Raw genomic sequence first — 25,890 nt, 5'->3', positions numbered from 1 at the left:
CAGGAGATGGCCATGCCCCGCATTCCCGCGGTCGACCCGGATCGGCTCACGGCCGCCCAGCAGGCAGTCCACGACAGAATCGCCGGCGGGGAGCGCGGCGCGGTGCGCGGCCCCTTCCAGGTCCTCCTCCACAGCCCGGAGGCGGCCGACGTCGTCCAGGAGGCCGGGCGCTATCTGAGGTTCCATTCGGTGCTGCCGGAGCGGGTCCGCGAGCTCGCGATCACGGTCGTGGCGCGGCACTGGCATGCGGACTACGAGTGGGCAGCCCACGCGCCGAAGGCCGAACAGGCCGGGGTGCCGCGTCCGGTTATCGACGCGATCGCCACGGGGGCGGCGCCGGACCTCGACGAGAGCAACGACCGGATCGCGTACGATTACGTTTCGGCGGTCCTGAGATCGTCGGGATTCGATCCCGTTCCGGAAGCGGTGCTTGCGGCGGCCCGGGAGGCCTTCGGGATCGACGGGCTCGTCGATCTGACGGTGCTCACCGGCTATTACTCGATGCTCGCGATGGTGCTGAACACGTTCGAAGTCCGTCCCGCGGGGGACGGTGTGCCCTGGCGCGGCGGCGCCTGAACGACGCGGGCGCGCATGCCGGGCTTCAGCCGCCCGGCCGCTTCTTCGGCCGGCAGTAGAGCTCCAGGCGATGGCTCACGATCTCGTAGCCGTAGCGGTCGGCGATCTCCTCCTGCAGCTTCTCGATCTCGGCCGACCGGAACTCGATGATCTCGCCCTTCTCGATGTCGATCAGGTGGTCGTGGTGGCGCGCGTCCGCGATCTCGAAGCGGGCGGAGGCGCCTTCGAAGGCATGGCGGTGAACGAGGCCCTGCTGCTCGAGCGCTGCAAGCGTCCGGTAGACGGTCGCCAGCGACATGGTCGAGTCGATCTCGCGGGCCCGGCTGTGCAGCTCGTTGGCGTCCGGGTGGTCTTCCGACTCGGCGAGCACCTTCAGGAGCGCGGTGCGCTGGCGCGTAATGCGAACGCCGTCCGCCCTCAGCGCCTCTTCCAGCCGGCTGGCCTGACCCTTCGCCCTCGCCATGATACGCGCGCCCACCTCACCTCGGCCGATCCTGCCGGCATGGTAGCCCATCGCGGCAGTGCGCGCAGCCGTTCAAGCCCGGATCTGCCCGGTGCGGGCGGAGCGAAGGACGGTTCGAGCGAAGGCCACCGTGAAGGCGAGCGTCATCAGGAGCACGATGGTCGGAGCCGGCGCGCTGTCGATGAAAAAGCTGAGATAGACCCCGAAGAAGGACGCGAGCACCGCGATCGCGACCGCCAGGGCGAGCATGGCGCCGAAGCGGCGGGTGAGGAGAAAGGCGATCGCGCCGGGGGCGATCAGCATGGCGATCGCGAGGATGATCCCGACTGCCTTCAGCGCGCCGACGATGGTGAGGGACAGGATCGCAAGCAGGCCGTAATGCAGCACCCTGACCGGGAGCCCCACCGCCTTGGCCTGCGCCGGGTCGAAGGCGTGGAGCAGGAGGTCGCGCCATTTCGCGGCGATGATGCCGCCGACGAGGACGGCGATCGCCCCGCTCTCCGCGACGTCGCGCCAGCCGACGCCGAGCATGTCGCCGAAGAGGATGTGGTCGAGATGCACGTCGGCCTGGATCTTCGTGTAGAGCACGATGCCGAGGCCGAACATGCCGGAGAAGACGACGCCCATCACGGTGTCCTGCTTGATCCGGCTGTTCTCCTTCAGGAATCCGGTGGCGAGCGCGCACGCCATCCCCGCGCCGAAGGCACCGATCGCGAGCGGGATGCCGGCGATGTAGGCGAGCACCACGCCCGGCAGGACGGCATGCGAGATCGCGTCGCCCATCAGCGACCAGCCCTTCAGCACCAGGAAGCAGGAGAGGAGGGCGGTCGGGACTGCGACCAGCACCGCTATGACGAGGGCGGTGCGCATGAACTCGAACTGGAACGGCAGCAGCGCGGCGGCGGCGAACTCGCTCATCGCGGCGCCTCCAGCGCCTCGGACGCGCGGCGGCGCGCCGCGAGCAGGCCGTGCTTCGGCGCAAGCACGAAGGCGGCAAGGAAGAGCAGCGTCTGTAGCACGACGATGATCCCGCCCGTGGCGCCGTCGAGGAAGTAGCTCCAATAGGCGCCGACGAAGCTCGTCGCGGCGCCGATGGCGACGCTGAGGGCGATGAGGCGGGGAAAGCGGTCGGTGAGCAGATAAGCGGTCGCGCCCGGGGTCACGACCATCGCGATGACGAGGAAGGCGCCGACCGTCTGGAGTGCCGCGACGGTCGAGGCGCTGAGGAGCGTGAAGAACACGACCTTGAGCAGCGTCGGATTGAGCCCGATCGACCGGGCGTGGCTCTCGTCGAAGAAGACGACCATCAGGTCCTTCCACTTGGCGAGGAGGATTGCCAGCGAGACGAAGCCGATGATCGCAAGCTGAATCGTGTCCTCCGGCGTGATGGCGAGCACGTTGCCGAGGATGATGGTCTGGATATTCACCGAGGTGGGCGAGAGCGAGACCATGAACAGGCCGAGCCCGAAGAAGGAGGTAAAGATCAGCCCGATGATCGCGTCCTCCTTCAGCCGGGTGCGCTGGTTGAGGAACAGCATGGCACCGGCGGCGAGCGTGCCGGAAAAGAAGGCGCCGAGCGCGAAGGGCAGGCCCAGCATGTACGCGCCGGCGACGCCGGGCACGATCGAATGGGAGAGCGCGTCGCCGATGAGCGACCAGCCCTTCAGCATCAGATAGGCCGAAAGGAAGGCGCAGACGGCGCCGACCAGCGCGCTCACCCACATGGCGTTCACCATGTAGCCATAGGAGAACGGCTCGAGCAGCAGCGCCATCCGCTCAGCCTTTCCCGTTCCGGCCGGGCGGGGCGCCGTTCGCGCCGTAGAGGACGAACGGCCGCTCATCGTCTGTGAGGACGCCGACCGGACGGGGCATGCCGGCGGCGGTTTCGCCGATCACGAAGTGGCGGAGCACGCCGCCGAAGGTTCGCTCGAGGTTCGCCTGCGTGAAGATCTCCGCGGTCGGCCCGTAGGCCAGCACGGTGCCCTTCAGGAGCACGGTGCGGTCGCAGAACTCGGGCACGCTGCCGAGATTGTGGGTGGAGACGAGCATCACGCGCCCCTCGTCGCGGAGCGCGAGGAGGAGCGCCACGATCGCCTCCTCGGTCTTCACGTCGACGCCGGTGAAGGGCTCGTCGAGCAGGATGACGCGGCCGTCCTGCGCGAGGGCGCGGGCGAGGAACACCCGCTTCTTCTGGCCGCCGGAAAGCTCGCCGATCTGGCGCTTCCGGAAATCCAGCATGCCGACGCGGCCGAGCGCCGCCTCGACGGCGGCGTGGTCCTCCGGCCGCGGGATCCTCAGCCAGTTCATGCGGCCGTAGCGGCCCATCATGACGACGTCCTCGACGAGGACGGGGAAGTCCCAGTCGACGTCCTCGCTCTGCGGCACGTAGGCGACCAGGTTTTCCTTGAGCGCAGCCGGGACCGAGCGGCCGAGGATCGAGATCGATCCCCGCGCGGTGCGGACGAAGCCCATGACGGCCTTGAAGAGCGTGGACTTCCCGCTGCCGTTCACGCCGACGAGCGCCGTAACCGAGCCCGTCGGGATCTCGAACGTGGCGTCCCGGAGCGCGGTGTGCCCGTTGCGGTAGGTGACGGTGACGTCCTCGACCGCGAGCCCCGAGCCCGGCGCTCCGGGGGCCATCGGCGCTGCCTGGTTCACGTTCATTGCGCGAGGCCTTGCGCGATCGTCTCTGCCGTCACGCGCAGGAGATCGACATAGGTGGGCACCGGCCCGTCCGGCTCGCTGAGCGAATCGACGTAGAGCACGCCGCCGTAGCGCGCGCCGGTCTCGCGCGCGACCTGCTCGGCCGGCTTGGGCGAGACGGTGCTTTCGCTGAAGACGACGCCGATCCCGTTCTTCCTGATGGCGTCGATCACCTTGCGGACCTGCTGCGGCGTCCCCTGCTGGTCGGCGTTGACCGGCCAGAGGAAGAGCTCCCGCAAGCCGAAATCGCGCGCGAGATAGCTGAACGCGCCTTCGCTGGTGACGAGCCAGCGCTTCTCTTCCGGAATGGCATCGAGGGCGGCCCGGATCGGGGCGACCGCCTCCTCGATCCGCGCCTTGTAGGCTTCCGCGTTGGCGCGGTACGCGTCGGCATTCTGCGGATCGTGGGCGACGAAGGCGTCGCGGATGTTGTCGACGTAGACGAGAGCGTTCGCGGGCGACATCCAGGCGTGCGGGTTGGGTTTGCCCGCGTAAGGGCCGTCGCCGATGCTCATCGGCTCGATCCCGTCGGAGACGACGGCGCTCGGGACGTCGCGGAGGTTCTGGAAGAACTTCTCGAACCAGCGCTCGAGGTTGAGGCCGTTCCACAGGATCAGCTGCGCGTCCTGAGCCTCGAGGAGGTCACCCGGCGTCGGCTGGTAATTGTGGATCTCGGCGCCGGGCTTGGTGATGGATTCCACGACCGCCGCATCGCCCGCCACGTTCTGCGCCATGTCGGCAATGACGGTAAACGTGGTCACCGCCTTGAACTTCCCGGCCGCCGAAGCCCCCGCCGGCATCAGCCCGAAAGCGAGCGCCGCAGCGAGGGCGAAGCCGCGGTAGCGCGTACGATCGACCATGCCGTCCCCGATGTTGTTGCGAACCATTCGCAGCGAGATCGCACATCCGAACTGAAGATGCAACTCATTTGCAGGAAGCGGCACGCCGAGTTCGGCGGCGGCCTGCGGCCGGCGTACACGTTTCCGCCGACCGCTCTAGATGAACTCCTGCGCGGCCATTCGCGGCGCGCGCGGGCCAGCCGGAGGAAAGCTGCAATGTCCGTTATCCGCATGATCTTCGTCACGGTGCCCGGGGACATGACCGACCGGGCCGTCGGGAACTGGAAGACCGAATGCGCTCCGCTGATGATCCGGCAGCCGGGCTGCCGCTCGGAGCAGCTTCTGCAGTCGACCGACAATTCGGGCGAGTTCATCTCCTATTCCGAATGGGATTCGGAGGAGAGCATCGAGCGCTACCTGCAGAGCGAGGATCACCAGGAGATCAAGCGCCACAACCGCAACATCGAGGGTGCGTCGGTTTCGATCAGGCATTACCGGCCGGTCGACTGACGGGCCGCGATGCCGTCGGGCTGTGGCGCAAGGCCGCCCGCATGCAGAAACGGCCGCGGGCGGTGCCGCGGCCGTCTCTATGTCGTGCCGGCGAGGTTCGGCGCGCGGAGCGCGCCTACGCCGCCTTCGCCTTCTGGTTGACCGCCTTCTCGGCGAGCTGCGTCAGGAGCGCGTCGGTCTTCTTCTCCTCCTTGAGCGTCTCCTCAAGGAGGCCGACGGCGTCCTTCATGCCGAGCTGGGCGGCCCAGGTGCGCAGCGTGCCGTAGCGCGAGATCTCGTAGTGCTCAATCGTCTGGGCGGAGGCGAGGAGGCCCGCATCGAGTGCGTCGCTGTCCTTGAAGTCCTCCATGATCTCCTTGCCTTCCTCCACGAGGCCCTGCATGGCCTCGCAAGGCTTGCCCTGCGGCCGGCGCTCCATGATCTCGAAGACCTTCTCGAGACGCTCGATCTGGACCTCGGTCTCGTCGCGATGCGTCTCGAACGCCTTCCGCAGCTCGTCCGATTCGGCCGCCTTGGCCATCTTCGGCAGCGCGCGCAGGATCTGCTTCTCAGCGTGATAGACGTCCTTCAGCGTGTCCTGGAAGAGATCCTGGAGCGTCTTCTGCTTCGTCGCCATGAAAGTCCCCTCTGTCAGAGAAAGCGACTCAACCGCCGCGGGGGAGGAACGTTCCGCCACGCCGGATTGCGTACCGTCCGGGGCGGAGCATTCGATTGGCGCGGTCGAACCATCGCAGCGTGTGCGAGTTAGGGGACCGATGCTCGCGGCGGCGCAAACCCGGCCGGCGCGCGGCGCCGCCAATTCCCGCTCAGGTTACAGGCACGGTGCTCGGCTTTGCACATTCCGGACAATCTGGTTCTCGTCTTCGGCGGCGGCAACGCACTCGGCGCCTACCAGGCCGGCGCCTATGAGGCGCTTCACGAGCGCGGCCTTTCGCCGACGCGCCTCGCCGGCGCGTCGATCGGAGCGGTCAACGCGGCGCTCATCGCAGGCAACCCGCCCGATCGCCGGGTTCCGCGGCTGCGCGCCTTCTGGCGCCTCGCCGAGCAGTTCGGAAAGGCGACCCCGTCCGGCAGCATGCCGCCCGGGCGCGGCTCCTTCCTGACGAAGCGGATGGCGGCCGCACAGTCGATGGCGACGGGGCGGCCGGGGCTGTTCTCGCCGCGCATGCCGGGCCTCTGGTCGGCGCTGCCCGGAATGCCGGAGGACGTGAGCCTCTTCGACACCAGGCCGCTGCTCGCGACGCTGCGGGAGCTGATCGACTTCGATCTGCTGAACGAGGGCACGCTGCGCTTCACGGCCACGGCCGTCGACGTGGAGACCGGCGCCGACGTCTTCTTCGACAGCGCGACGATGCGGATCGAAGCCGAGCACATCCGGGCGAGCGCCGCGTTCCCGGTCGCCTATCCGCCGGTCGAGATCGACGGGCGCATGCTGGTCGACCCGGGGCTGTCGGCCAACCTGCCGCTCGCCGCGGCGCTTTCCGAACCGCCCGATACGGATTCGGTCTGCCTGGCGCTCGACCTGTTCGCGATCGAGGGCAGGCGCCCGGCGTCCCTCGGCGACGCCGCGATCCGCGCCCAGGACATCGTGTTCGCGTCGCAGGGGCGGCGCGCCATCGATGCGCTTGCGACGGAATACCGGCTGCGGGACGCGCTCCGGGCATCGGCGCGGCAGCCTACCCGTCGCCGCGGAGGTGGGCAGGAGCCTGCGTCGGGACGGGTCACGGTGCTCCACGTCGTCTACTCGGACGACGGGCACGAGGTCGCCGGCAAGATGCTCGACTACTCGGCCGATTCGGTCGGGCGGCGGTGGGCCTCCGGGTTTCGCGACATGCGTGCCGCGCTGGCCGCGCTCGAGCAGCTGCCGGAGCCGGGCGCGTCGGCGAGCTTCTCGGCCTACCGGCTGGAGAAGGGCCGGTTCGGCCCTGCGGGCCAGGCAGCGGCATAGCCGCCCCGCGCGGTCCAGGCCCGGGCGTCGCGGGCGCAGGCCTCGCGCCTCTTGAGGGCGGTCTTCGGCGGGGCGGAATGCCGCGGCAGAGTTGCAGCAGCTTGCCGGTGCCTGCAGCGCACCGTAGTCTGGAACCGTTCCAAACAAGAGGCCGACATGCTGATGCCGCAAGCGCTCGCCGCCTTCACGGGGAAGCGCCGCTTCGATGATCTTTCCGAGCAGGAGGTGCTCGCGCTCGCCATCTCGTCGGAGGAGGAGGACGGGCGCATCTACGCGGCCTATGCCGCCAAGCTGAGAGACCAGTATCCCGCCAGCGCGGCGGTTTTCGACGGCATGGCTGCGGAGGAGGGCGGGCACCGCCGCGCGCTGATCGAAACCTATCGCCGCCGGTTCGGGGACGTCATCGTTCCGATCCGGCGCGAGCACGTGGCCGACTTCTATGCGCGCCGCCCGGTCTGGCTGGTCGAGAACCTGGCGCTCGATCGGATCCGGCAGGAAGCCTTCGACATGGAGCGGCAGGCGCAGACCTTCTACACCCTGGCGGCCGCGCGCTCCACCGACGCCGAAACCAGGAAGCTGCTCGGCGATCTCGCCGCCGCGGAGGCGGGCCACGAAGCGCTGGCGGGCCGCCTTTCCGAGGAGCATCTCGGGGCCGAGGAGCGCGGCCTGGAGGACGAGGCCGCGCGCCGCCAGTTCATCCTGACATGGGTGCAGCCGGGATTGGCCGGCCTGATGGACGGCTCGGTCTCCACGCTCGCGCCGATCTTCGCCACCGCCTTCGCCACGATGAACCCGTGGACGACCTTCCTGGTCGGCCTGTCCGCCTCCGTCGGCGCCGGCATCTCCATGGGCTTTACGGAGGCCGCGCACGACGACGGGCGCCTCTCGGGGCGCGGGGCGCCGTGGAAGCGGGGGCTCGCCTCCGGCGTGATGACCACGCTCGGAGGGCTCGGCCATGCCTTGCCCTACCTGATCCCGAACTTCTGGGCTGCGACCACGCTCGCCCTCGTCGTCGTCTTCGTCGAGCTGTGGGCGATCGTCTGGATCCAGAACCGGTTCATGGAGACGCCGTTCCTGCGCGCCACCTTCCAGGTGGTGCTGGGCGGCAGCCTTGTGCTGGCGGCGGGCATCCTGATCGGCGGCGCCTGACCCGCCGTTCCGATCCGCCTGATGCGCAGGCGGGCTGCCGTGCGAGCCCCGTGCGCGGTTTGCATGCAGTGCCGAAAGCGTCTCTGCTGCGGGAATGGAGCCCAGTCCTGATTCGGCCGCCCGGGGGCGCAGCGATTTCCTCGGCAGCCTCAACGAGGCGCAGCGGCGCGCGGTTGAACTGGCCGCCGCGGGAGGGGATGCGGGCCCGCTCCTCGTCATCGCCGGCGCCGGGTCGGGCAAGACCAACACGCTCGCCCATCTGGTGGCACAGCTTCTCCTGAACGGCGCCGATCCCCGGCGGATCCTGCTCCTCACCTTCTCCCGCCGCGCGGCGAGGGAGATGACGCGGCGTGCGGAGCGGATCGCCGCGGCAGCCATCGGGACCGGCGCCGCCGGCGCGGCGCTCGACTGGGCCGGCACGTTCCACGGCATCGGCGCGCGGCTGCTGCGCGATCATGCCCATGCGATCGGGATCGATCCCGCCTTCACGATCCACGACCGGGAGGATTCGGCCGACCTCATGAACCTCGTCCGGCACGAGCTCGGCTTCTCGAACCTGCCGAGGCGCTTCCCGATGAAGGGGACGTGCCTGGCGATCTATTCCCGCACGGTGAATTCGGAAGCCGCGCTCGAGGACGTGCTCGCCGCCGCCTTTCCGTGGTGCGCGGAATGGGAGGAAGAGCTCCGGTCCCTCTTCGCCGCCTATGTCGAGGCGAAGCAGCGCCAGAACGTTCTCGATTACGACGACCTGCTCCTCTACTGGGCGCAGATGGTCGCGGAGCCCGCGATCGCCGCGGAGGTGGGCGGGCAGTTCGACCACCTCCTCGTCGACGAGTACCAGGACACCAACAGCCTGCAGGCCTCGATCCTGAAGGCGATGAAGCCCGACGGATGCGGGCTCACGGTCGTCGGCGACGACGCGCAGTCGATCTATTCCTTCCGATCGGCCACGGTGCGGAACATCCTCGACTTTCCGACCGCCTTCGCGCAGCAGGGCCGAGTCGTGACGCTCGACCGGAACTACCGTTCGACGCAGCCGATCCTGGCGGCGGCCAACGCCGTCATCGGGCTCGCACGCGAACGCTTCACGAAGAATCTCTGGACCGAACGAACCTCCGGCGAACGGCCCAGGCTCGTCTCGGTCCGCGACGAGGCGGGCCAGGCGGACTTCGTCGTGGCGAAGGTCCTGGAGAGCCGGGAAGGGGGCATACCCCTCAAGGCGCAGGCGGTGCTCTTCCGTGCCTCGCATCACAGCGGCCCGCTGGAGGTGGAGCTCACCCGCCGGAACATCCCCTTCGTGAAGTTCGGCGGCCTGAAGTTCCTGGAGGCGGCGCACATCAAGGACGTGCTCTCGATCTTGCGCTGGGCCGAGAATCCGCGCGACCGCGTGACGGGATTCCGGGTGCTCCAGCTCCTGCCGGGGATCGGGCCGGCGAACGCCGCGAAGGCCGTGGATGCGGCCGGCTCCGCCGGGGATGCGCTGAAGGCCCTGACGGCGTTCGCGCCGCCGGCGCGCGCGGCCGCGGACTGGCCGGCATTCATCGGCCTGATGGCGGACCTGCAACGGGCGGGATGGCCGGCCGAGATCGAGCGCGCGAGGCGCTGGTACGAGCCCCATCTCGACCGGCTCTACGAGGATGCTGCCCTGCGCCGCGCCGACATCCTGCAACTGGAGCAGATCGCCGCCGGCTATGGGTCGCGGGAGAAGTTCCTGACCGAGCTTACGCTCGACCCGCCGGACGCCACGAGCGACGAGGCGGGCGTTCCGCTGCGCGACGAGGATTACCTCATCCTGTCCACGATCCACTCGGCGAAGGGGCAGGAGTGGACGTCCGTCTTCGTGCTCAATGCCGTCGACGGCTGCATTCCCTCCGATCTCGGCACCGGCACGACCGAGGACCTGGAGGAGGAGCGCCGGCTCCTCTACGTCGCGATGACGCGGGCCAAGGACGATCTCCACCTCGTCATGCCGCAGCGCTTCTTCACGCATGGCCAGGCGGCGCGCGGGGATCGGCACGTCTATGCGGCGCGCACGCGCTTCATCCCGGATGCGATCCTCCAGGCGTTCGAGCTCTCGGCCTGGCCGCGGGCATCGGCCGCCCCCGGCTCCGAGGGCGCCCGGCAGGGCCCGGCGGTGGACATCCGCGAGCGGATGCGCGCCATGTGGCGTTAGGGCGAGGTCCGCACTGGACTTTGCCGCCGGAGGCTGAATTCTCGGGCCGCATGAACATCCTTCTCCATGCCGGGCTGCATCGCTGCGCGACGACGGCCTTCCAGTTCTGGCTGGAGGCAGAGCGCGCGAACCTCGCCGGTGCGGGCATCGCCGTCCTGACGCCGCAATCGACGCCCGGCACGCCATTCTCGGCGCTCGCCCGGAACGCGGCGCGCGCTTCGCCCGCGGCCGCCGGGGCAGCGCGGCTGGAGGCGTGGCTGCGCGATTACGTCGCCGAGATCGCAGGCCGGAGCGAATGGCTGGTCGTCAGCGAGGAGAACCTGTTCGGCCCGATGCCGGGCGTCCGGCCGCGCCTCATGGCCGGCCTGGACGCCGGCGCGGCGATCCTGCGGCGTGCGCTGCCCGACGCCGAGATCCACGTCCTCGTCGCGCTTCGCGAGCCGAAGCGGTTCCTCGCCTCCGCCTACAAGTTCCGCCTGAGCGTCGGCGACGTCCGGCCGCCGGAGGCCTTCGCGGTGAGCCTCGACCCGGCGGGCCTGTCCTTCCGCACGCTGTTCGACCGGCTGGTCGCGGCGTTCGGGCGCGAGCGGGTGGCGCTCGTCGATTTCGAGCGGATCGTGGCGACGCAAGGGGAGGAGTACATCGACCGCGCCGAGCGCATAACCGGGCGAGCGTGGCCGCATGCCCGTCCCCTGCCGATCGCCAACGAGACCTATCCGGACGTCATTGCAGCGGCAGTGGCGACGCTGAACGAGGCCGGGCTCGGGATCGGGAAGGCGGCGATCCAGGAAGGCTGTGCGCTCGCCGATGCGCTGCGGCGGCCGCACAATGCCGCGCCGGACATCCGGCGCGACCTCGCGGACCGGCTCGCGGCGATGCTCGCCACTTCCGCCGTTCCGATGCCGCGGCTCGTGACGGGTCAGGCGCGGTTCGGCCTCGCCGAGCGCCTCGGCCGGATGGGCGGGGGACGGCTGGTCTCGCGGGCAGCCCGCGAACGGATCGCGGCGGCCGTCCAGGCCGCGGCCGCCGGCGGACCCGGCGTGGCCGATGCGCTCTGGAACGCCCTCCCGGCGGAAAGCCGGACGCGCCTCGTCGAGGACTACGAGGCGCTGAAGCCGCTCACCGCGCCAGAAAGCGAGGCGACGCGGGCGGCCGCGGTCCGCTCAGGCGGTTGACGGGCCGGCGGCTCCGGACTCGTTCATCGCCAGCGCGGCCTGGGCGGCGGCGAGCCGCGCGATCGGCACGCGGTAGGGCGAGCACGAGACGTAGTCGAGCCCGATCGCCTCGCAGAACTTGATCGAGGCGGGGTCGCCGCCGTGCTCGCCGCAGAGGCCGAGCTTCAAGTCCGGCTTGGCCTTGCGGCCCTCATTGGCGCCGACCCGCATCAGGATGCCGACGCCCTCGGTGTCGAGGGTGATGAAGGGATCCTTCTCGATCAGCCCCATCTCCTGGTAGACGCCGAGGAAGCTCGCCGCGTCGTCGCGCGAGATGCCGTAGGTCGTCTGCGTCAGGTCGTTGGTGCCGAAGGAGAAGAAATCCGCCGCTTCGGCGATCTCCTGGGCCCGAAGGGCGGCGCGCGGCAGCTCGATCATCGTGCCGACGGTGTATTCGACAGCCTGTCCGAGGTCCTGCGCGACCGCGGCGGCCGTCTTGTCGATTGTCGCCTTCATGCGGTCGAGCTCGGACCGCATGCCGATGAGCGGGACCATGATCTCCGGGATGACCGGCTCGCCGGTCCGGCGGGCGGCTTCGGCCGCGGCCTCCAGGATCGCGCGCGTCTGCATCTCGGTGATTTCCGGGAAGGTCAGGAGCAGGCGGCAGCCGCGATAGCCGAGCATCGGGTTGGTCTCGGTGAGCGCCATCGCGCGTTCGCGCAGGAGCGCGGGGTCGACGCCCATCACGATCGCGACTTCGCCGATCTCCTCGTCCGTCTTCGGAAGGAACTCGTGGAGGGGCGGATCGAGCAGCCGGATGGTGACCGGCAGGCCGCGCATGATGGTGAAGAGCTCGACGAAGTCCTGCCGCTGCATCGGCAGGATCTTGTCGAGCGCGGCGCGGCGGCCCTCGGTGGAGTTGGCGAGGATCATTTCGCGGACGGCGATGATCCGGTCGCTTTCGAAGAACATGTGCTCCGTGCGGCAGAGCCCGATGCCTTCGGCGCCGAACTCGCGCGCGGCCCGCGCATCGTTCGGGGTGTCGGCGTTGGCGCGGATGCCGAGCCGGCGAACGCCGTCGGCCCATCCCATGAGGGTCGCAAACTCGCCGGTCATCTCCGGCTGAAGCATGGCGACCCTGCCTTCCATCACCTCGCCGGTGCCTCCGTCGATGGTGATGACCTCGCCCTCGCGCCAGACCCGGCCGCCGATCGACATCGTGCCGGCGCGATGGTCGATCTTCACGCTGCCGGCGCCGGACACGCACGGCTTGCCCATGCCGCGCGCCACGACGGCGGCGTGGCTCGTCATGCCGCCGCGGCTGGTCAGGATGCCGCGTGCGGCGATCATGCCGTGGATGTCCTCCGGGCTCGTCTCGGCGCGAACCAGGATGACCGCGCGACCGTCCTTGTTCCGTGCGGCCGCTTCCTCGGGGGTGAAGACGATCTCGCCGGTGGCCGCGCCCGGAGAGGCGGGCAGGCCGCGCGCAACCACGTTCCGCGCCGCCTGCGGATCGAGGGTCGGGTGCAGCAGCTGGTCGAGGGCGGCGGCGTCGATCCGCATCACCGCCTCCCGCTCCGTGATGAGGCCCTCGGCGGCCATATCGACGGCGATCTTGAGCGAAGCCTTGGCGGTGCGCTTGCCGGAGCGCGTCTGCAGCATCCAGAGCTTGCCGCGCTCGATCGTGAACTCGAGGTCCTGCATGTCGCGATAATGGGCCTCGAGACGCTCCGCGATGGTGCGGAACTCGGCGAAAGCCTCGGGCATCGCCGCCTCGAGCGAAGGCGCCTCGCTGCCCGCCTCGATGCGCGCCCGCTCGGTGAGGTCCTGCGGCGTGCGGATGCCGGCGACGACGTCCTCGCCCTGGGCGTTCACCAGGAACTCGCCGTAGAGCTCCTTCGCGCCGGTCGCCGGATTGCGCGTGAAGGCGACGCCGGTGGCCGACGTCTCGCCCATGTTGCCGAACACCATGGCCTGCACGTTCACGGCGGTTCCCCAGTCGGCGGGGATGTCGTGGAGCTGGCGATAGGCGATCGCGCGATTGTTCATCCACGAGCCGAACACGGCGCCGATCGCGCCCCAGAGCTGATCCTCCGGGTCCTGCGGGAAGGGGCGCTCGAGCAGTTCCTCCACCAGCGCCTTGTAGCGCTCCACGACGAGCTTCCAGTCCTCGGCGGTGAGGTCGGTGTCCTGTCCGACGCCGCGCTTCTCGCGCTCGATCTCGAGGATCGCCTCGAACTCGTGATGGTCCACGCCGAGCACGACGTTGCCGTACATCTGGATGAAGCGGCGATAGGAATCGTAGGCGAATCGCGGGTCGGCCGCCTTGGCGAGCGCGTTCACCGTCTCGTCGTTGAGGCCGAGATTGAGGACCGTGTCCATCATGCCCGGCATGGAGGCGCGCGCGCCGGAGCGGACCGAGACGAGCAGCGGGTTCCGGGGGTCGCCGAAGCGGCGGCCGGTCAGCCGGGCGACGTGCTCCAGCGCGGCCTGCACCTGCGCCACGAGGTCCTCGGGATAGCTGCGGCCGTGGGCGTAATAGTAGGTGCACACCTCGGTCGTGATGGTGAAGCCGGGCGGAACGGGGAGGCCGAGGCTCGCCATCTCGGCCAGATTGGCACCCTTGCCGCCGAGAAGATCCCGCATCGCGGATGCGCCTTCCGCCTGACCATCGCCGAACGTGTAGACCCACTTCGCCATCGGGAGCTCCTTCTTGCGCCGGCGCGTGGAGCCGGACGTGCTCTGCTCTTCGGCGGTTCTGCTATCCCCTATGGATACGTTACACAATGGCCCGCTCGCGCGCGGCCGTCCGGCGTACGAACGTGCGGCGGCGGCGGGATCAGCGGATGACGATGTCGAGGCCGAGGTCGAGCACCGGGGCCGAATGCGTGATCCAGCCCGAGGAGAGGAAATCCACCCCGGTCTCGGCGATGGCCGCGGCAGTCTCGAGCGTGATCCGGCCGGAGGCTTCCAGTACGGCTCGCCCGGCAGTGATTTCCACGGCCTCGCGCAGCGTGTCCGGGGCCATGTTGTCGAGGAGCACGACGTCCGGCCGTTCCGTCAGCGCCTCGCGCAGCTGGTCGAGCGTGTCGACCTCCACCTCGACCCGCACGAGGTGGCCGGCAAAGGCTTTGGCGCGCCGGATCGCCTCGGCGACCGAGCCGCAGACGGCGATGTGGTTGTCCTTGATGAGGACGGCGTCGTCGAGGCCGTAGCGGTGGTTCGAGCCGCCGCCGCATTTCACGGCGTACTTCTCGAAGGCGCGCAAGCCCGGCGTCGTTTTGCGGGTGCAGGTGATGCGGGCGCGCGTATGCGCGATCGAACCGGCGAATCGCGCGGTGGCGCTCGCAACGCCTGACAGGTGCCCGAGGAAGTTGAGGGCGACGCGCTCGGCGGACAGCAGCGGGCGCGCCGGGCCGGCGATGCGGGCGACGGCCGTGCCGGGGGAAAGACGCGCGCCGTCGCCCGCGAGCGCCTCGAAGGCGAGGTCGGGGCTCATCAGCCGGAACGCGGCGCGGGCGAGCGGCAGGCCGGCGAGGACGCCCTCCCGGCGGGCGACGATGACGGCTTCCGCAACGGCTCCGACCGGAATGGTCGCGGCCGAGGTGATGTCCCCGGCGCCGCCGAGATCCTCCAGGAGCGCCGCCGAGACGGCAGCATCCACGAGCGGCGGCGGCAGGTCCGGGAGCATGGTCGGCATCAGGCGGCGATCGCGTGACGGGCGGCCTGTTCGGCGTCGGCGAGCGTGAGGAAGGTCCGCCGCGCGAAGACGGGGTCGGCTTCCGGGAAGTCGCTGCGGTAGTGCCCGCCGCGGCTTTCCTGACGGGCGAGCGCGGCGCTGGCGACGAGGCGCGCCACCACCAGCGCGTTCTTCATCGCCGGACTGCGCGCCTGGTGGCCGAGGTCGGAGAAGATGGCAAGCGCCTCCACCAGACCGGTCCGGGTGCGCACGACCCCGACGTCGCGGCTCATCGTGGCGCGCAGCATGCGCATCGCGTCGTCGTCGCCGGCCTCGGCGAAACGGGCCTCGCCCGCCGGGGCGTCCGGCCAGGGCACCATCTTGTGGTTGGGCAGGAGGCCCTGGATGTCCTCGGCGATGCGGGCCGCGAAGACGACCGCCTCGAGGAGCGAGTTCGACGCGAGCCGGTTGGCGCCGTGCGCGCCGGTCGAGGCCGCCTCGCCGCAGGCCCACAGGCCGTCGAGCGAGGAGCGGCCGCGCGCGTCCACGTGCACACCGCCCATGTGGTAATGGGCCGCCGGCGCGATCGGGATCAGGTCGCCGACGGGGTCGATGCCGGCGGCGCGGCAGGAGGCGTAGACCGTCGGGAAGCGCTCGGGGAACGAGCCGCCGATCGCGGACCGGCAATCGAGGAATGCGCCGCGGCCGGAGCGTCGCGCCTCGTGGACGCCGCGGGCCACGATGTCGCGCGGCGCGAGCTCACCGTCCGGGTGAATCTCGAGCATGAACCGCCGGCCCTCCGAATCGACGATCGTCGCGCCCTCGCCGCGGAGCGCCTCGGTGGCGAGGGGAGCGGGATCGGTGCCGATGTCGACGGCGGTCGGATGGAACTGCACGAATTCCGGATCGGCGATCAGGGCTCCGGCACGCGCCGCCATTGCGAGACCCTCGCCGCGCGCCTCCGGAGGGTTGGTCGTGACCTCGTAGAGATGGCCGATGCCGCCCGAGGCGAGCACGACCGCGCGGGTCGCGAAATGCAGCCGGTCCGACAGGCCGCCGCGTCGGTCGCGGGCGACCACCCCGGTGACGTACTGGCCCTCCGTGCGCAGCTGCTCGCCGACGAAGCCCTCCAGCACGCGGATGGACGGCGTGCGGCGCACGGCGGCAACGAGCGCGCTCATGATCGCCTTGCCGGCCATGTCGCCGCTGACCCTGACGATCCGCCGCTGCGAATGCGCCGCCTCGCGGGAGAGGCGGAGCGCGCCGTCGAGATCGCGGTCGAAGGGGACGCCGTATTCGAGGAGGTCGTGGACCCGGTCCGCGGCCTCGGCCGCCATGCCGCGGGCGATCCGCGCGTCCACCAGCCCGGCGCCGGCGGCGATCGTGTCGGCGAGGTGGGACTCCACCGAATCGCCGGGCCCGACGGCGGCCGCGATTCCGCCCTGCGCCCAGGCCGAGGAGGCGCCTTCCCCGATCGGCGCGCCGGTGATGATCGTGACCGGGCGCGGCGCGAGCTTGAGCGCGCAGAACAGGCCGGCGAGACCGCCGCCGAGGATGACGACGTCGTCGATGCCGGCCCAGGACCGGGGAGGGAAGGAGGAGATCATCGGCCTCGGCATCCGCGCGGCGCGCCCCGGTGAGCCGTCCCGGCGCGCCGCCCGCCGGAACCGTGCAGGTTCTGATCCTCCCGGAGGAGGGCCGGTCCTCAGCTCTTCAGATTGACCATCCGCTCGACCGAGCGGCGCGCGCGCGCGGCGACGGCGGGGTCGATCATGACCTCTTCCCGCATGTAGACGAGGGAATCGAGGATCTTCGGCAGCTGGATCCGCTTCATGTGCGGACAGAGATTGCAGGGGCGAACGAAGCTCACCTCCGGCGTCTCGCTCGCCACGTTGTCGGCCATCGAGCACTCGGTGACGAGGAGCACCTTGGGCGGCCGCTTCTGCTTCACCCAGTCGATCATCTTCGCCGTGGAGCCGGTGAAGTCGGCGACCGCGATGACGTCGGGCGGGCACTCCGGATGGGCGATGATCCGGATCGAGGGATCGGCCGCCCGGTAGGCTTCCAGCTCTTCGGCGGTGAAGCGCTCGTGGACCTCGCAGGCGCCGTGCCAGGAGACGATCTCCACCTTCGTCTGCGAAGCCACCCATTTCGCGAGATAGCGGTCGGGGAGCATGATGACCCGCGGCGCGCCGAGGCTCTCGACGACCTGCACCGCGTTCGAGGACGTACAGCAGATGTCGACCTCCGCCTTCACGTCTGCGGTGGTGTTCACATAGGCGACGATCGGCACGCCCGGGTAGGAGTCGCGCAGCCTCCGGACATCCTCGCCGGTGATGGAAGCGGCGAGCGAGCAGCCGGCCTCGCTGTCCGGGATGAGCACGACCTTGTCGGGGCAGAGGATCTTCGACGTCTCGGCCATGAAGTGGACGCCGCACTGCACGATCACCTCGGCGTCGGCGCGGGCCGCCTCCTGGGCGAGCTGAAGGGAATCGCCCACGATGTCGGCGACGCAGTGGAAGATCTCCGGCGTCTGGTAGTTGTGCGCCAGGACGACGGCGTTCCGCACCGCCTTCAGGTCGTTGATCGCCTTGATGTAAGGGGCGAACACGGGCCATTCGACGGCCGGCACGACGTTGCGGACCCGCTCGTATAGGTGCCGCGTCGCCTCCGCGACCTCGGGCGTGTAGGCGAGATCCGGATAGGGTAGGGCCGGAAACCGGTCGCTTCTCGCGCGGCGGCCGATCGCGCTCTCCCGTACAGCCTCGATGAACGCCATCGCCCCGGTCTCCCCTCGTGGTTATGCTCACAATGAGCATAAGTGGGCGCAAGAAATGACCGGCACTGCCGGTCTGCCGGCTACATAATCGCCGATCGCCCGCTTCGCAAGACTGTCACAAACAGGCTGCCGCTGCAGCCGCCCAAGACCGCGATGCGGCAATCGGCGCAGCCCCCGCGGCAGGGCAGCGTTTCCGATCGACCAATTCCGTCCACCCAAAGCATCAGAACTATGCAATTTTCCAGTTCGCGCCGGCACGCTATGGCTGCCGAAAAGCTTGGGAAAGGCGCCGCCATGGCATTCTCGCAGGCCGGTTCCGCGGGGCGCATTGTCGTCCGCGCGCTGCCTCTGGTGATCGTCGCCGGATGCTTGATTTCGATGCTGTCGTTCGGACCACGCTCCGTGATGGGCCTTTTCCTCGCGCCCATGACGGAGGCGCGGGACTGGACGCGCGAGACCTTCGCGCTCTCGATCGCCCTTCAGAATCTCCTCTGGGGCTTCGGCCAGCCCATCGCCGGCGCGCTCGCGGACCGCTGGGGCTCCGCACGGGTGCTCGCCGGCGGCGGCCTCATCTACGCGACGGGGCTCTTCATCATGAGCTGGGCGCCGACGCCGCTCTGGCTGCACGCCTCGGCGGGCGTCCTGATCGGCATCGGACTGGCTGCGGCCTCCTTCTCCATCGTGCTGGCCGCCTTCGGGCGACGGGTGCCGCCCGAGAGGCGATCGATCGTGTTCGGGATCGGGACGGCAGCCGGATCCGCCGGCCAGTTCGTCTTCGCCCCGCTCGGCCAGGCGCTGATCGCCAATTACGGCTGGTCGCAGGCGCTCGTCTTCCTCGCCGTGTTGATGCTTGCCATCCCGGTTCTCGCACTCGCCTTCGCCGGCACCCCCGCTGCGCCGGCGGGGCCGGTGCGCGAGCAGAGCCTGCGCGAGGCGATCGGCGAGGCCTTCGCCTGGCGCAGCTACAATCTGCTGGTGGCCGGGTTTTTCGTGTGCGGCTTCCATGTCTCCTTCATCACGACGCACCTGCCGCCCTACATCGTCGACATCGGGCTTTCGCCGCAGGTGGGCGCGTGGGCGCTCGCCCTGATCGGCCTCTTCAACATCGTCGGCTCGCTCGCCTCCGGCGTCATCGCGCAGCGCTTCTCCAAGCCGATCTTTCTGGCCCTGATCTATCTGGCGCGGGGCGTCGCCATCACGCTCTTCGTCCTGACCCCGCCGAGCACGGTCACGGTGCTCGCGTTCGCCGCCGCGATGGGGCTGTTCTGGCTCTCCACCGTGCCGCCGACCTCCGGCCTTGTGGCGATCATGTTCGGGCCGCGCTATCTCGCGACCCTGATGGGGATCGTGTTCTTCTCCCACCAGGTCGGGGCCTTCCTGGGCGTCTGGCTGGGCGGCCGCCTCTATGACCAGACCGGCTCCTATGACATCGTCTGGTGGCTGGGCGTGGCGCTGGCCGTGTTCGCCGCCGTCGTGCACTGGCCGATCCGGGAGCGGCCGGCCCCGGGGGTCGTCCCCGCCTGACCATGAGTCGGTTCGGGGTCCAGCGTATGAACAGAGCGGCAGCCGGGGAGGCGGGCGTGGCGGAGCGGTTCCAGGCGATCCTGGTCGAGCGGGACGAGGCGAAGAAGCAGTCCGTGCGGATCGTCGAGCTCGGGCTCGGCGACCTCATGGAAGGCGACGTCGTCGTGCGAGTCTCCCATACGACCGTCAATTACAAGGATGCGCTCGCCGTCACGGGCAAGGCCCCGGTCGTCCGGCGCTGGCCGATGATCCCAGGCATCGATTTCGCCGGCGAGGTGGTCTCGTCCGAACACCCGGCCTTCAAGGCGGGCGACCCGGTCATCCTCAATGGCTGGGGCGTGGGCGAGACGCATTACGGCGGCTTCGCAGGGGTCGCGCGCGTGAAGGGCGACTGGCTCATCCAGCGGCCGCACGGCTTCACCGCCGAGCAGGCGATGGAAATCGGCACGGCCGGCTATACCGCGATGCTCGCGGTCATGGCGCTCGAGCGCCACGGCATCACGCCCGAGCGCGGGCCGGTGCTCGTCACCGGCGCGGCCGGCGGGGTCGGCTCGGTCGCGATCGCGCTGCTCGCACGGCTCGGGTACCGCGTCGTCGCCTCGACCGGCAGGGCGTCGGAGGCGAGCTACCTGACGAGCCTCGGCGCGACCGAGATCATCGCCCGCGAGGAGCTTGCCGGCGAGGGGCGGCCGCTCGGCAAGGAGCGCTGGGCGGCCGGGATCGACGCGGTCGGGTCGGCGACGCTCGCCAACGCGCTCTCGATGACGAGCTATGGCGGCGCCGTCGCAGCCTGCGGCCTGGCGGGCGGCATGGACCTGCCGGCGACGGTGGCGCCCTTCATCCTGCGCGGCGTGTCGCTGCTCGGCATCGATTCGGTCATGGCCCCGCGGCCCCTCCGCGAAGAGGCCTGGCGACGGCTTGCTGACGATCTCGACGTCGGGAAGCTCGGCGCGATGACCCGGCGGGTCGCGTTCGAGGACGTTCCGGAGGCCTCGGCCGATCTCCTCGACGGCAAGGTGAGGGGCCGGCTGGTGGTGCCGGTCCCCTAGTCGTCCGAAGCTCGGCTGCCGGATCGGCCGCCGGCGGCGTCAGCGGTTCTGCTGCGGCTGGTCCGAACCGGGTCCGGGCCCGCCCATTCCTGGGCGGCCGGCGCCAGGCCCGCCGCCGGGACCGGGCCGGGGCCCGCCGGGACCCATCATCCCCTGCAGCATCGGCCTGATCGCCTCCACGCACTCGCGGGTGGAATCCTCGTCGGCGCACTTGGCCACGATCCGGCCGCCGCCCGGGCGTTCGAACATGAAGAAGGCGCCCCGGCCGGCCATGCCGTAGCCCATTCCGTGGTGCATCCGGCGGTGGGTGGAGGCACCCGCTCCGCGGGGCTGGCCGCGGTCGCGCGCATCCCGCCGGTCACGGCGCTCCTGCCGTTCGCGCTGGACGCCCTCGAGGTCCGATCCGGGGGCGATCTCCGGGATGCTGCCCGGCGCGCCGACGGGCGGCGGCGAGGATGGCGGTATCGGCAGATCGGAGCGCGGGCCGGGCGGCGTCTGCGCGAGCGCTGCGGTGCCGCACAGGGCCAGGGCAGCGACGAACGTCGTCAATCCTCTCACGGCCATTTCCTTTCGCTTCTCGTCGACCCCCACCGGCGGCAACGGGCCGGTCGGGAGGCGGGTTCCCTACGCGCCGGCGAAGGGCGCCGATGCGCGGCCCGGCCTTGCGAGCCTCTTCGAAATTCGTCATGAGGATTCCACTTTCGAGCCATTTAGCCGCCGCAAGATCGTTCCATCGGGGGGCGCCATGACGATCCTTTCGCGCAGACAGACGCTCACGCTCGGCCTGGGCGCCGCGCTTGCAGCCGCGCTCTCCGGCCGGGCCGGAGCCGCGGCGGGCAATCCCCTGGTCAGGTTCGGCGAGCCGCGGCCCTTCTCGTTCGAGCTCCTGAAGGAGCGGGCGGAACGGCTCGCCCGCGAGCCCTTCCGGGACGGGCGGTCGCCGCATTCGGCGATCCTCGAGCGGATCGACTACACGGCGTTCCACGAGATCAAGTTCCGCGCCGACCATGCCCTGTGGGGAGACGAGGAGCCGCGGCCGGCGGTGCAGCTCTTTCATCTCGGCAAGTACTTCCAGGAGCCCTGCTCGATCCACGTGCTCGAGGCCGGCGAGGCGCGCGAGGTGCTCTACCGGCAGGACCTGTTCGACATGCCGGCCGACAGTCCGGCGCAGGACCTGCCCGACGATGTCGGATTCTCGGGGTTCCGCCTGATGAATCCGGAGCAGTACGGCGACTGGTTCGCCTTCCTCGGCGCCTCCTATTTCCGCTCGGCCGGCGAACTCGACCAGTACGGCCTCTCGGCGCGCGGCATCGCCATCAACACCGCGATGCCCGTACCGGAGGAGTTCCCGCGCTTCTCCGCATTCTGGCTGGAAGCGCCGGCGCAGGCCGCCGCGGAGCTCACCGTCTATGCGCTTCTCGACGGGGCGAGCCTCACCGGCGCCTACCGCATCGCCTGCCGTCGCGACGGCGCGGTGACGAACGATGTCGAGGCCGTCCTCCACCCCCGCCGCGCGATCGAGCGGCTCGGCGTCGCGCCGCTCACCTCCATGTTCTGGTACGGCGAGGGACAGCGGGTGCAGGCGATCGACTGGCGGCCCGAGATCCATGATTCCGACGGCTTGGCGATCCGGACCGGCTCCGGCGAGCAGATCTGGCGGCCGCTCAACAACCCGCCGACGGTCATGACCAACAGCTTCGTCGACGAAAGTCCGAAGGGGTTCGGGCTCCTCCAGCGCGACCGCGACTTCCGCAACTATCAGGACGACGCGGTGTTCTACGAGAAGCGGCCGTCGGTCTGGGTCGAGCCGGTCGGCGCCTGGGGCGCGGGCGAGGTACAGCTCGTGGAGATCCCGACCGTCGACGAGATCCACGACAACGTCGTCGCCTACTGGGTCCCGCGCGATCCGGTCGTGCCCGGCCAGCCGCTGGAGTTCCGCTACCGGCTGCACTGGGTGCGGGAGGTGCCGCAGCCTGCAGATCTCGCACGGGCCGACAGCCTCTATGTCGGCGTCGGCGGGATTCCGGGCCAGGAAAGGCCGGAGGGGGTGACGAAGTTCGTGGTGGACTTCGTCGGCGGCCGGCTCGCGGAGTTCGACGCGGAATCCGGGGTTGAGCCGGTCGTGTCGCTCTCCCGGGGGCGGCTGGGCGAGTCCGGCTGCTATCCGGTGCAAGGGGACCGCGGCCGGTTCCGGGCCGCCTTCGATGTCGCCGCCGTGGGCGAGGTCCCGGTCGACATGCGCCTGCACCTGCGACATCAGGGCGATGCGCTGACGGAGACGTGGCTCTACCAGTTCTTCCCGGACTTCGCGCGGCCCCGGCCGACCTGAGGAGGCCCTAAGGCGCGAATTCCGCGCCGGGATCGCGCGCGAGCGCCTCGACGGTATGGGCCTGGAGGCGCTGCGTCACCTCGAGCGCGTCTCCCTCGGCGATCCACTCGGTCGCCACGGGACGCCCGATGCGGATGCGGAAGGTCTTGCCGCGCTTGTTGAGGAGCTCGTGGAAGACGGTCATGTCGCGCAGTTCCGTGTTCCATTGCGCGAACCAGTAGAACAGCCCGGAATTGCGCGATTCCACGTGCATCGGCACGATCGGAACGGCGTGCTTGCGGGCGAGCGTCACGGCCGAGATCTGCCACGGCCGCTCGTTGAGGCGGCCGTCCTTCCAGTAGGCGATGCGGCCGGAGGGGAAGAGGACGACGGCGCGCTGCTCGAGGAAGGCGCGCGAGGACAATCTGAGCGTCTCCTTGGTCTTGGTGTGGTTGCGGTGCTCCTCCCGCCACTCGACCGGGATCAGCACGTCGGCGAGCCGCGGATTGACCCGCACCGCGTCCCGGTTCGTGAAGATCGCGATGTCCGGCCGCACCGCCTTCAAGGCGTCGAAGACAGCGACGCCGTCGGCGATGCCCGTCGGATGGTTGGCCGCAACCACGAAGGCGCCGCTCCGCGGCACGTTCTCCAGCCCGACGACGTCGAGATCGAGGGCGAGGAGGCCGCTGATGAAATCCATGGCGGCGGCCGAGCCCAGCGGAGCGAGGGCGTCGGCCATCCGTACCGCCTCGTCGTAGCGCAGGATGCGATAGAGCAGGGGCTTCAGCAGCGGCCACGCCCAGCTCTCGACGATCTTCTGTCCGCGTTCCGCGATCAGCTGGTCCACGACATGGGTGTCCATCCGGATCGCGTCGACAGGGATGTCGCTGCTGCGCAGCCGGCCCGAGTCCCCCGCTTTCGCCATTACCGAGATCCGCCCCTTGGTGACAAAAGGCCTAGGACGTGCCAGAAGCGGGGTCAAGCTGCCTCACCCGGACGCGGACCGGGCCGATGCGGACGCGGGCAGCATGACGAGGAGGACTCGATGAAGCTGCCGACGAGAGTGGTCGCGCCGATGGCAACTGCACTGCTGCTTGGGGCCTGCATGGGTCCGCTTGCGCAACGCCAGGCGCCTCCTCCCGCTCCGCCGCCGCTTCCCTCCGCACCCGTCGGCCGCGTCGCGCAGACCCCGCTGCCGCCTCCTGCCGCGCCCATGGCGCCGGGACCGATGCAGCAGGGACCCATGACGCAGGGGCCCATGGCAGAGGCTGCACCGGGACTGCCGCCCGGACCCGGCCTGCCGTCCGGGCCGGGAGGGCCGCCGACCGGCCCCGCCGGCCAGCAGACTGCGGCTGTCGCCCCAACCGCTGGTGCGCAGCCCGGACCTGCCCCCGCCGCCGGCGGCGTGGATGTCGGCCGGACCGACCTCCTCGGCGGCTGGACGGTGAGTTCCGGCGGCAGCTCGTGCCAGCTCTTCATGTCGCTGACCTCCTGGTCCGGCGGCTACCGGGCGACCACGCGCGGGTGCTCCGCCCCGGCGCTGCAGGGCGTATCGGCCTGGAACCTCGAAGGGCGGCAGGTGACGCTCGTCGACCAGTCCGGCGCAACGGTCGCGCGCCTCTATCCGTCGTCGAAGACGCAGTTCAACGGCCAGACTTCGGGCGGCGCCGCGGTCTCGTTCAGCCGCTAACGCCGACGGCGCTCCCGACGGAGCGCCGCCCGCGCCGTTCCCGCCAGCGCGCGCTCGCCGGAGGCAAGGCGTCCCGACGCCGGGGGCCGTGGCCCGGCTGAGGTATCGCCGGCGCGCAGGCCAGGCCTGCACACCCGTTCTTGCACTGCAGCATCGACGCCTCTATCGCTCGTCTGCGATGTGGAGCTGAGATGCGGGAATCCATCCTTCGCCGCTACGATGCGCTGGCACAGGCGGGGACGCTCGAGCCGGACCCCGTGCAGCGCGCCCTCGCGGGGCGCCTGGACCGGCTCGTCGAGACGCTCGCCGAGCGCCGGCTCGGTTCGAAGAAGAAGGCCTTCGGGTGGCTGTTTTCGCGCGCGCAGGCGCAGCAGCCGGCGGGCCTCTACATCTGGGGCTCCGTCGGGCGCGGCAAGACGCTGCTGATGGACCTCTTCTTCGCGGCCGCGCCGAACGAGCGCAAGCGCCGCGTCCATTTCCACGAGTTCATGGACGAGGTGCACCGACGGCTCGAGGCGTTCCGGCGCAAGCTGCGCAGCGGCGAGGCGAAGGGCGACGATCCGATCCCGCCGGTGGCGGCCGAGATCGCGGCGGAGACGCGCCTGCTCTGCCTGGACGAGTTCGCGGTCAACGACATCGCCGACGCGATGATCCTCAGCCGGCTCTTCGAGAGCCTGTTCAGGCGTGGCGTCGCGCTGGTCGCGACATCGAACACGCCGCCGCACGCGCTCTACAAGGACGGGCTGAACCGCGCGCTGTTCCTGCCCGCGATCGCCCTGATCGAGAAGAACATGGAGGTGTTCCACCTCCAGGCGCCGAAGGACTACCGGCGCGACAAGGCGGGCACCGCGGCCGTCTATCTCACGCCCGCAGGGCTGGCCGCCGACCAGAAGCTCGACAGGATCTTCCGCGAGCTCACCGGCCGCGAACGCGGCGAGCCGACGAAGCTTGACGCCGGCAGGCGCAAGATCCCCGTCCCGCAGGCGGCCGACGGCGTCGCCCGCTTCACCTTCGGCGAACTCTGCGCGGTGCCCCTCGGGGCGGCGGACTATCTGAAGATCGCGCGCGCGTTCGAGACGATCCTCGTCTCGGACATCCCGGTGATGACGCCGGCGACGCGCAACGAGGCCAAGCGCTTCATCAACCTCATCGACACGCTCTACGACAACGGCGTGTGCCTGATCGCGTCGGCCGAAGCGCCCCCCGACACGCTCTGGCGCGGCCAGACGGGCGTGGAGGCGCAGGAGTTCAAGCGCACGGCTTCGCGGCTCATCGAGATGCAGTCCGACGCCTACCGGAGCCGGAGCGCCGCCGCGCGCCGAAGGGCCTGCGTCTGAAGCGCGGAA

23 protein-coding genes are annotated in these 25,890 nt (G+C 70.2%); 11 read left to right on the top strand and 12 right to left on the bottom strand.

Going from position 1 to position 25,890, the window contains the following annotated elements; translation table 11 throughout:
* Window positions 1–12 precede the first annotated feature (12 nt).
* Complete coding sequence (locus ACUN0C_RS16140) at window positions 13–576, top strand: carboxymuconolactone decarboxylase family protein (RefSeq protein WP_445467422.1); 564 nt, start codon at window positions 13–15, stop codon at window positions 574–576.
* A 25-nt stretch (window positions 577–601) separates the two neighbouring features.
* Here ACUN0C_RS16140 and ACUN0C_RS16135 read toward each other — a convergent pair whose 3' ends face one another.
* The 5 genes from ACUN0C_RS16135 to ACUN0C_RS16115 form a co-directional block, all read right to left on the bottom strand.
* On the bottom strand, window positions 602–1,039 hold the full coding sequence (locus tag ACUN0C_RS16135) for a Fur family transcriptional regulator (protein ID WP_445467421.1): 438 nt from the start codon (window positions 1,037–1,039) through the stop codon (window positions 602–604).
* A gap of 72 nt (window positions 1,040–1,111) precedes the next feature.
* Window positions 1,112–1,957 (bottom strand): metal ABC transporter permease, encoded by an 846-nt coding sequence (locus tag ACUN0C_RS16130; protein WP_445467420.1) that lies wholly within the window; start codon window positions 1,955–1,957, stop codon window positions 1,112–1,114.
* Entirely contained in the window at window positions 1,954–2,811 is an 858-nt protein-coding gene (locus tag ACUN0C_RS16125; protein ID WP_445467419.1) for a metal ABC transporter permease, read from the bottom strand. The genes ACUN0C_RS16130 and ACUN0C_RS16125 overlap by 4 nt, the downstream gene beginning before the upstream one ends.
* A gap of 4 nt (window positions 2,812–2,815) precedes the next feature.
* On the bottom strand, window positions 2,816–3,703 hold the full coding sequence (locus tag ACUN0C_RS16120) for a manganese/iron ABC transporter ATP-binding protein (protein ID WP_445467418.1): 888 nt from the start codon (window positions 3,701–3,703) through the stop codon (window positions 2,816–2,818).
* A complete protein-coding gene (locus ACUN0C_RS16115) occupies window positions 3,700–4,602 on the bottom strand; it encodes a metal ABC transporter substrate-binding protein (RefSeq protein ID WP_445467456.1) in 903 nt (300 codons plus the stop codon). The genes ACUN0C_RS16120 and ACUN0C_RS16115 overlap by 4 nt, the downstream gene beginning before the upstream one ends.
* A 195-nt stretch (window positions 4,603–4,797) precedes the next feature.
* Between ACUN0C_RS16115 and ACUN0C_RS16110 the strand changes: the two genes are divergently transcribed.
* The gene (locus tag ACUN0C_RS16110) at window positions 4,798–5,091 is read left to right on the top strand and encodes an antibiotic biosynthesis monooxygenase family protein (protein ID WP_445467417.1); all 294 of its coding nucleotides are present in this window, start codon (window positions 4,798–4,800) and stop codon (window positions 5,089–5,091) included.
* 115 nt (window positions 5,092–5,206) lie between these two features.
* Here ACUN0C_RS16110 and ACUN0C_RS16105 read toward each other — a convergent pair whose 3' ends face one another.
* Entirely contained in the window at window positions 5,207–5,707 is a 501-nt protein-coding gene (locus ACUN0C_RS16105) for a YciE/YciF ferroxidase family protein (RefSeq protein WP_445467416.1), read from the bottom strand.
* Window positions 5,708–5,923: 216 nt separating this feature from the next.
* Here ACUN0C_RS16105 and ACUN0C_RS16100 point away from each other — a divergent pair, with 216 nt between their 5' ends.
* From ACUN0C_RS16100 to ACUN0C_RS16085, 4 genes are all read left to right on the top strand, one after another.
* The gene (locus ACUN0C_RS16100) at window positions 5,924–7,039 is read left to right on the top strand and encodes a patatin-like phospholipase family protein (protein ID WP_445467415.1); all 1,116 of its coding nucleotides are present in this window, start codon (window positions 5,924–5,926) and stop codon (window positions 7,037–7,039) included.
* A gap of 156 nt (window positions 7,040–7,195) precedes the next feature.
* Window positions 7,196–8,188 carry an iron exporter MbfA gene (gene mbfA / locus ACUN0C_RS16095; RefSeq protein ID WP_445467414.1) on the top strand — a complete coding sequence of 331 codons (993 nt, stop codon included), beginning with the start codon at window positions 7,196–7,198 and terminating at the stop codon, window positions 8,186–8,188.
* 94 nt (window positions 8,189–8,282) lie between these two features.
* The gene (locus ACUN0C_RS16090) at window positions 8,283–10,361 is read left to right on the top strand and encodes an ATP-dependent helicase (RefSeq protein ID WP_445467413.1); all 2,079 of its coding nucleotides are present in this window, start codon (window positions 8,283–8,285) and stop codon (window positions 10,359–10,361) included.
* A gap of 50 nt (window positions 10,362–10,411) precedes the next feature.
* Window positions 10,412–11,536 (top strand): hypothetical protein, encoded by a 1,125-nt coding sequence (locus ACUN0C_RS16085; protein ID WP_445467412.1) that lies wholly within the window; start codon window positions 10,412–10,414, stop codon window positions 11,534–11,536.
* Here the strand turns inward: ACUN0C_RS16085 and ppdK are convergent.
* The 4 genes from ppdK to nadA all read right to left on the bottom strand — a co-directional run bounded on the left by ppdK (window position 11,525) and on the right by nadA (window position 17,973).
* Window positions 11,525–14,215, bottom strand: a complete 2,691-nt coding sequence (ppdK, locus tag ACUN0C_RS16080; RefSeq protein WP_445467411.1) for a pyruvate, phosphate dikinase — start codon at window positions 14,213–14,215, stop codon at window positions 11,525–11,527. The genes ACUN0C_RS16085 and ppdK overlap by 12 nt on opposite strands.
* Window positions 14,216–14,354: 139 nt before the next feature.
* Window positions 14,355–15,215 carry a carboxylating nicotinate-nucleotide diphosphorylase gene (gene nadC / locus ACUN0C_RS16075; protein WP_445467410.1) on the bottom strand — a complete coding sequence of 287 codons (861 nt, stop codon included), beginning with the start codon at window positions 15,213–15,215 and terminating at the stop codon, window positions 14,355–14,357.
* Entirely contained in the window at window positions 15,215–16,801 is a 1,587-nt protein-coding gene (locus tag ACUN0C_RS16070) for an L-aspartate oxidase (protein ID WP_445467409.1), read from the bottom strand. Before ACUN0C_RS16070 ends, nadC begins: the two co-directional genes overlap by 1 nt.
* A 98-nt stretch (window positions 16,802–16,899) precedes the next feature.
* Complete coding sequence (nadA, locus tag ACUN0C_RS16065) at window positions 16,900–17,973, bottom strand: quinolinate synthase NadA (RefSeq protein ID WP_445467408.1); 1,074 nt, start codon at window positions 17,971–17,973, stop codon at window positions 16,900–16,902.
* Between the two features lie 294 nt (window positions 17,974–18,267).
* Between nadA and ACUN0C_RS16060 the strand changes: the two genes are divergently transcribed.
* Both ACUN0C_RS16060 and acuI read left to right on the top strand, forming a co-directional pair.
* Window positions 18,268–19,497 carry an MFS transporter gene (locus tag ACUN0C_RS16060; RefSeq protein WP_445467407.1) on the top strand — a complete coding sequence of 410 codons (1,230 nt, stop codon included), beginning with the start codon at window positions 18,268–18,270 and terminating at the stop codon, window positions 19,495–19,497.
* A gap of 56 nt (window positions 19,498–19,553) precedes the next feature.
* On the top strand, window positions 19,554–20,546 hold the full coding sequence (acuI, locus tag ACUN0C_RS16055; RefSeq protein ID WP_445467455.1) for an acrylyl-CoA reductase (NADPH): 993 nt from the start codon (window positions 19,554–19,556) through the stop codon (window positions 20,544–20,546).
* 39 nt (window positions 20,547–20,585) lie between these two features.
* On the opposite strand, the gene ACUN0C_RS16050 is transcribed toward acuI, so the two are convergent.
* Window positions 20,586–21,104, bottom strand: a complete 519-nt coding sequence (locus ACUN0C_RS16050; protein ID WP_445467406.1) for a hypothetical protein — start codon at window positions 21,102–21,104, stop codon at window positions 20,586–20,588.
* 187 nt (window positions 21,105–21,291) lie between these two features.
* Here ACUN0C_RS16050 and ACUN0C_RS16045 point away from each other — a divergent pair, with 187 nt between their 5' ends.
* The gene (locus ACUN0C_RS16045) at window positions 21,292–22,875 is read left to right on the top strand and encodes a glucan biosynthesis protein (RefSeq protein WP_445467405.1); all 1,584 of its coding nucleotides are present in this window, start codon (window positions 21,292–21,294) and stop codon (window positions 22,873–22,875) included.
* A 7-nt stretch (window positions 22,876–22,882) separates the two neighbouring features.
* Here ACUN0C_RS16045 and ACUN0C_RS16040 read toward each other — a convergent pair whose 3' ends face one another.
* Window positions 22,883–23,779 carry a 1-acyl-sn-glycerol-3-phosphate acyltransferase gene (locus ACUN0C_RS16040; protein WP_445467404.1) on the bottom strand — a complete coding sequence of 299 codons (897 nt, stop codon included), beginning with the start codon at window positions 23,777–23,779 and terminating at the stop codon, window positions 22,883–22,885.
* 318 nt (window positions 23,780–24,097) lie between these two features.
* Here ACUN0C_RS16040 and ACUN0C_RS16035 point away from each other — a divergent pair, with 318 nt between their 5' ends.
* Window positions 24,098–24,544 carry an AprI/Inh family metalloprotease inhibitor gene (locus ACUN0C_RS16035; RefSeq protein ID WP_445467403.1) on the top strand — a complete coding sequence of 149 codons (447 nt, stop codon included), beginning with the start codon at window positions 24,098–24,100 and terminating at the stop codon, window positions 24,542–24,544.
* Between the two features lie 191 nt (window positions 24,545–24,735).
* Window positions 24,736–25,881, top strand: a complete 1,146-nt coding sequence (gene zapE / locus ACUN0C_RS16030; RefSeq protein WP_445467402.1) for a cell division protein ZapE — start codon at window positions 24,736–24,738, stop codon at window positions 25,879–25,881.
* Window positions 25,882–25,890: the final 9 nt, after the last annotated feature.

The organism is Faunimonas sp. B44, assembly GCF_052655945.1.
This window is presented reverse-complemented; position numbering and strand designations above follow the sequence as displayed.

Coding starts and splice junctions, on each gene's coding strand:
- ACUN0C_RS16105 (WP_445467416.1), bottom strand. CDS start 5,707: ATGGCGACGAAGCAGAAGACGCTCCAGGATCTCTTCCAGGACACGCTG.
- ACUN0C_RS16060 (WP_445467407.1), top strand. CDS start 18,268: ATGGCATTCTCGCAGGCCGGTTCCGCGGGGCGCATTGTCGTCCGCGCG.
- ACUN0C_RS16085 (WP_445467412.1), top strand. CDS start 10,412: ATGAACATCCTTCTCCATGCCGGGCTGCATCGCTGCGCGACGACGGCC.
- ACUN0C_RS16070 (WP_445467409.1), bottom strand. CDS start 16,801: ATGATCTCCTCCTTCCCTCCCCGGTCCTGGGCCGGCATCGACGACGTC.
- ACUN0C_RS16090 (WP_445467413.1), top strand. CDS start 8,283: ATGGAGCCCAGTCCTGATTCGGCCGCCCGGGGGCGCAGCGATTTCCTC.
- ACUN0C_RS16045 (WP_445467405.1), top strand. CDS start 21,292: ATGACGATCCTTTCGCGCAGACAGACGCTCACGCTCGGCCTGGGCGCC.
- ACUN0C_RS16035 (WP_445467403.1), top strand. CDS start 24,098: ATGACGCAGGGGCCCATGGCAGAGGCTGCACCGGGACTGCCGCCCGGA.
- ACUN0C_RS16120 (WP_445467418.1), bottom strand. CDS start 3,703: ATGAACGTGAACCAGGCAGCGCCGATGGCCCCCGGAGCGCCGGGCTCG.
- ACUN0C_RS16115 (WP_445467456.1), bottom strand. CDS start 4,602: ATGGTCGATCGTACGCGCTACCGCGGCTTCGCCCTCGCTGCGGCGCTC.
- ACUN0C_RS16125 (WP_445467419.1), bottom strand. CDS start 2,811: ATGGCGCTGCTGCTCGAGCCGTTCTCCTATGGCTACATGGTGAACGCC.
- ACUN0C_RS16040 (WP_445467404.1), bottom strand. CDS start 23,779: ATGGCGAAAGCGGGGGACTCGGGCCGGCTGCGCAGCAGCGACATCCCT.
- nadA (WP_445467408.1), bottom strand. CDS start 17,973: ATGGCGTTCATCGAGGCTGTACGGGAGAGCGCGATCGGCCGCCGCGCG.
- ACUN0C_RS16135 (WP_445467421.1), bottom strand. CDS start 1,039: ATGGCGAGGGCGAAGGGTCAGGCCAGCCGGCTGGAAGAGGCGCTGAGG.
- ACUN0C_RS16140 (WP_445467422.1), top strand. CDS start 13: ATGCCCCGCATTCCCGCGGTCGACCCGGATCGGCTCACGGCCGCCCAG.
- ACUN0C_RS16130 (WP_445467420.1), bottom strand. CDS start 1,957: ATGAGCGAGTTCGCCGCCGCCGCGCTGCTGCCGTTCCAGTTCGAGTTC.
- zapE (WP_445467402.1), top strand. CDS start 24,736: ATGCGGGAATCCATCCTTCGCCGCTACGATGCGCTGGCACAGGCGGGG.
- ppdK (WP_445467411.1), bottom strand. CDS start 14,215: ATGGCGAAGTGGGTCTACACGTTCGGCGATGGTCAGGCGGAAGGCGCA.
- mbfA (WP_445467414.1), top strand. CDS start 7,196: ATGCTGATGCCGCAAGCGCTCGCCGCCTTCACGGGGAAGCGCCGCTTC.
- nadC (WP_445467410.1), bottom strand. CDS start 15,215: ATGCCGACCATGCTCCCGGACCTGCCGCCGCCGCTCGTGGATGCTGCC.
- ACUN0C_RS16110 (WP_445467417.1), top strand. CDS start 4,798: ATGTCCGTTATCCGCATGATCTTCGTCACGGTGCCCGGGGACATGACC.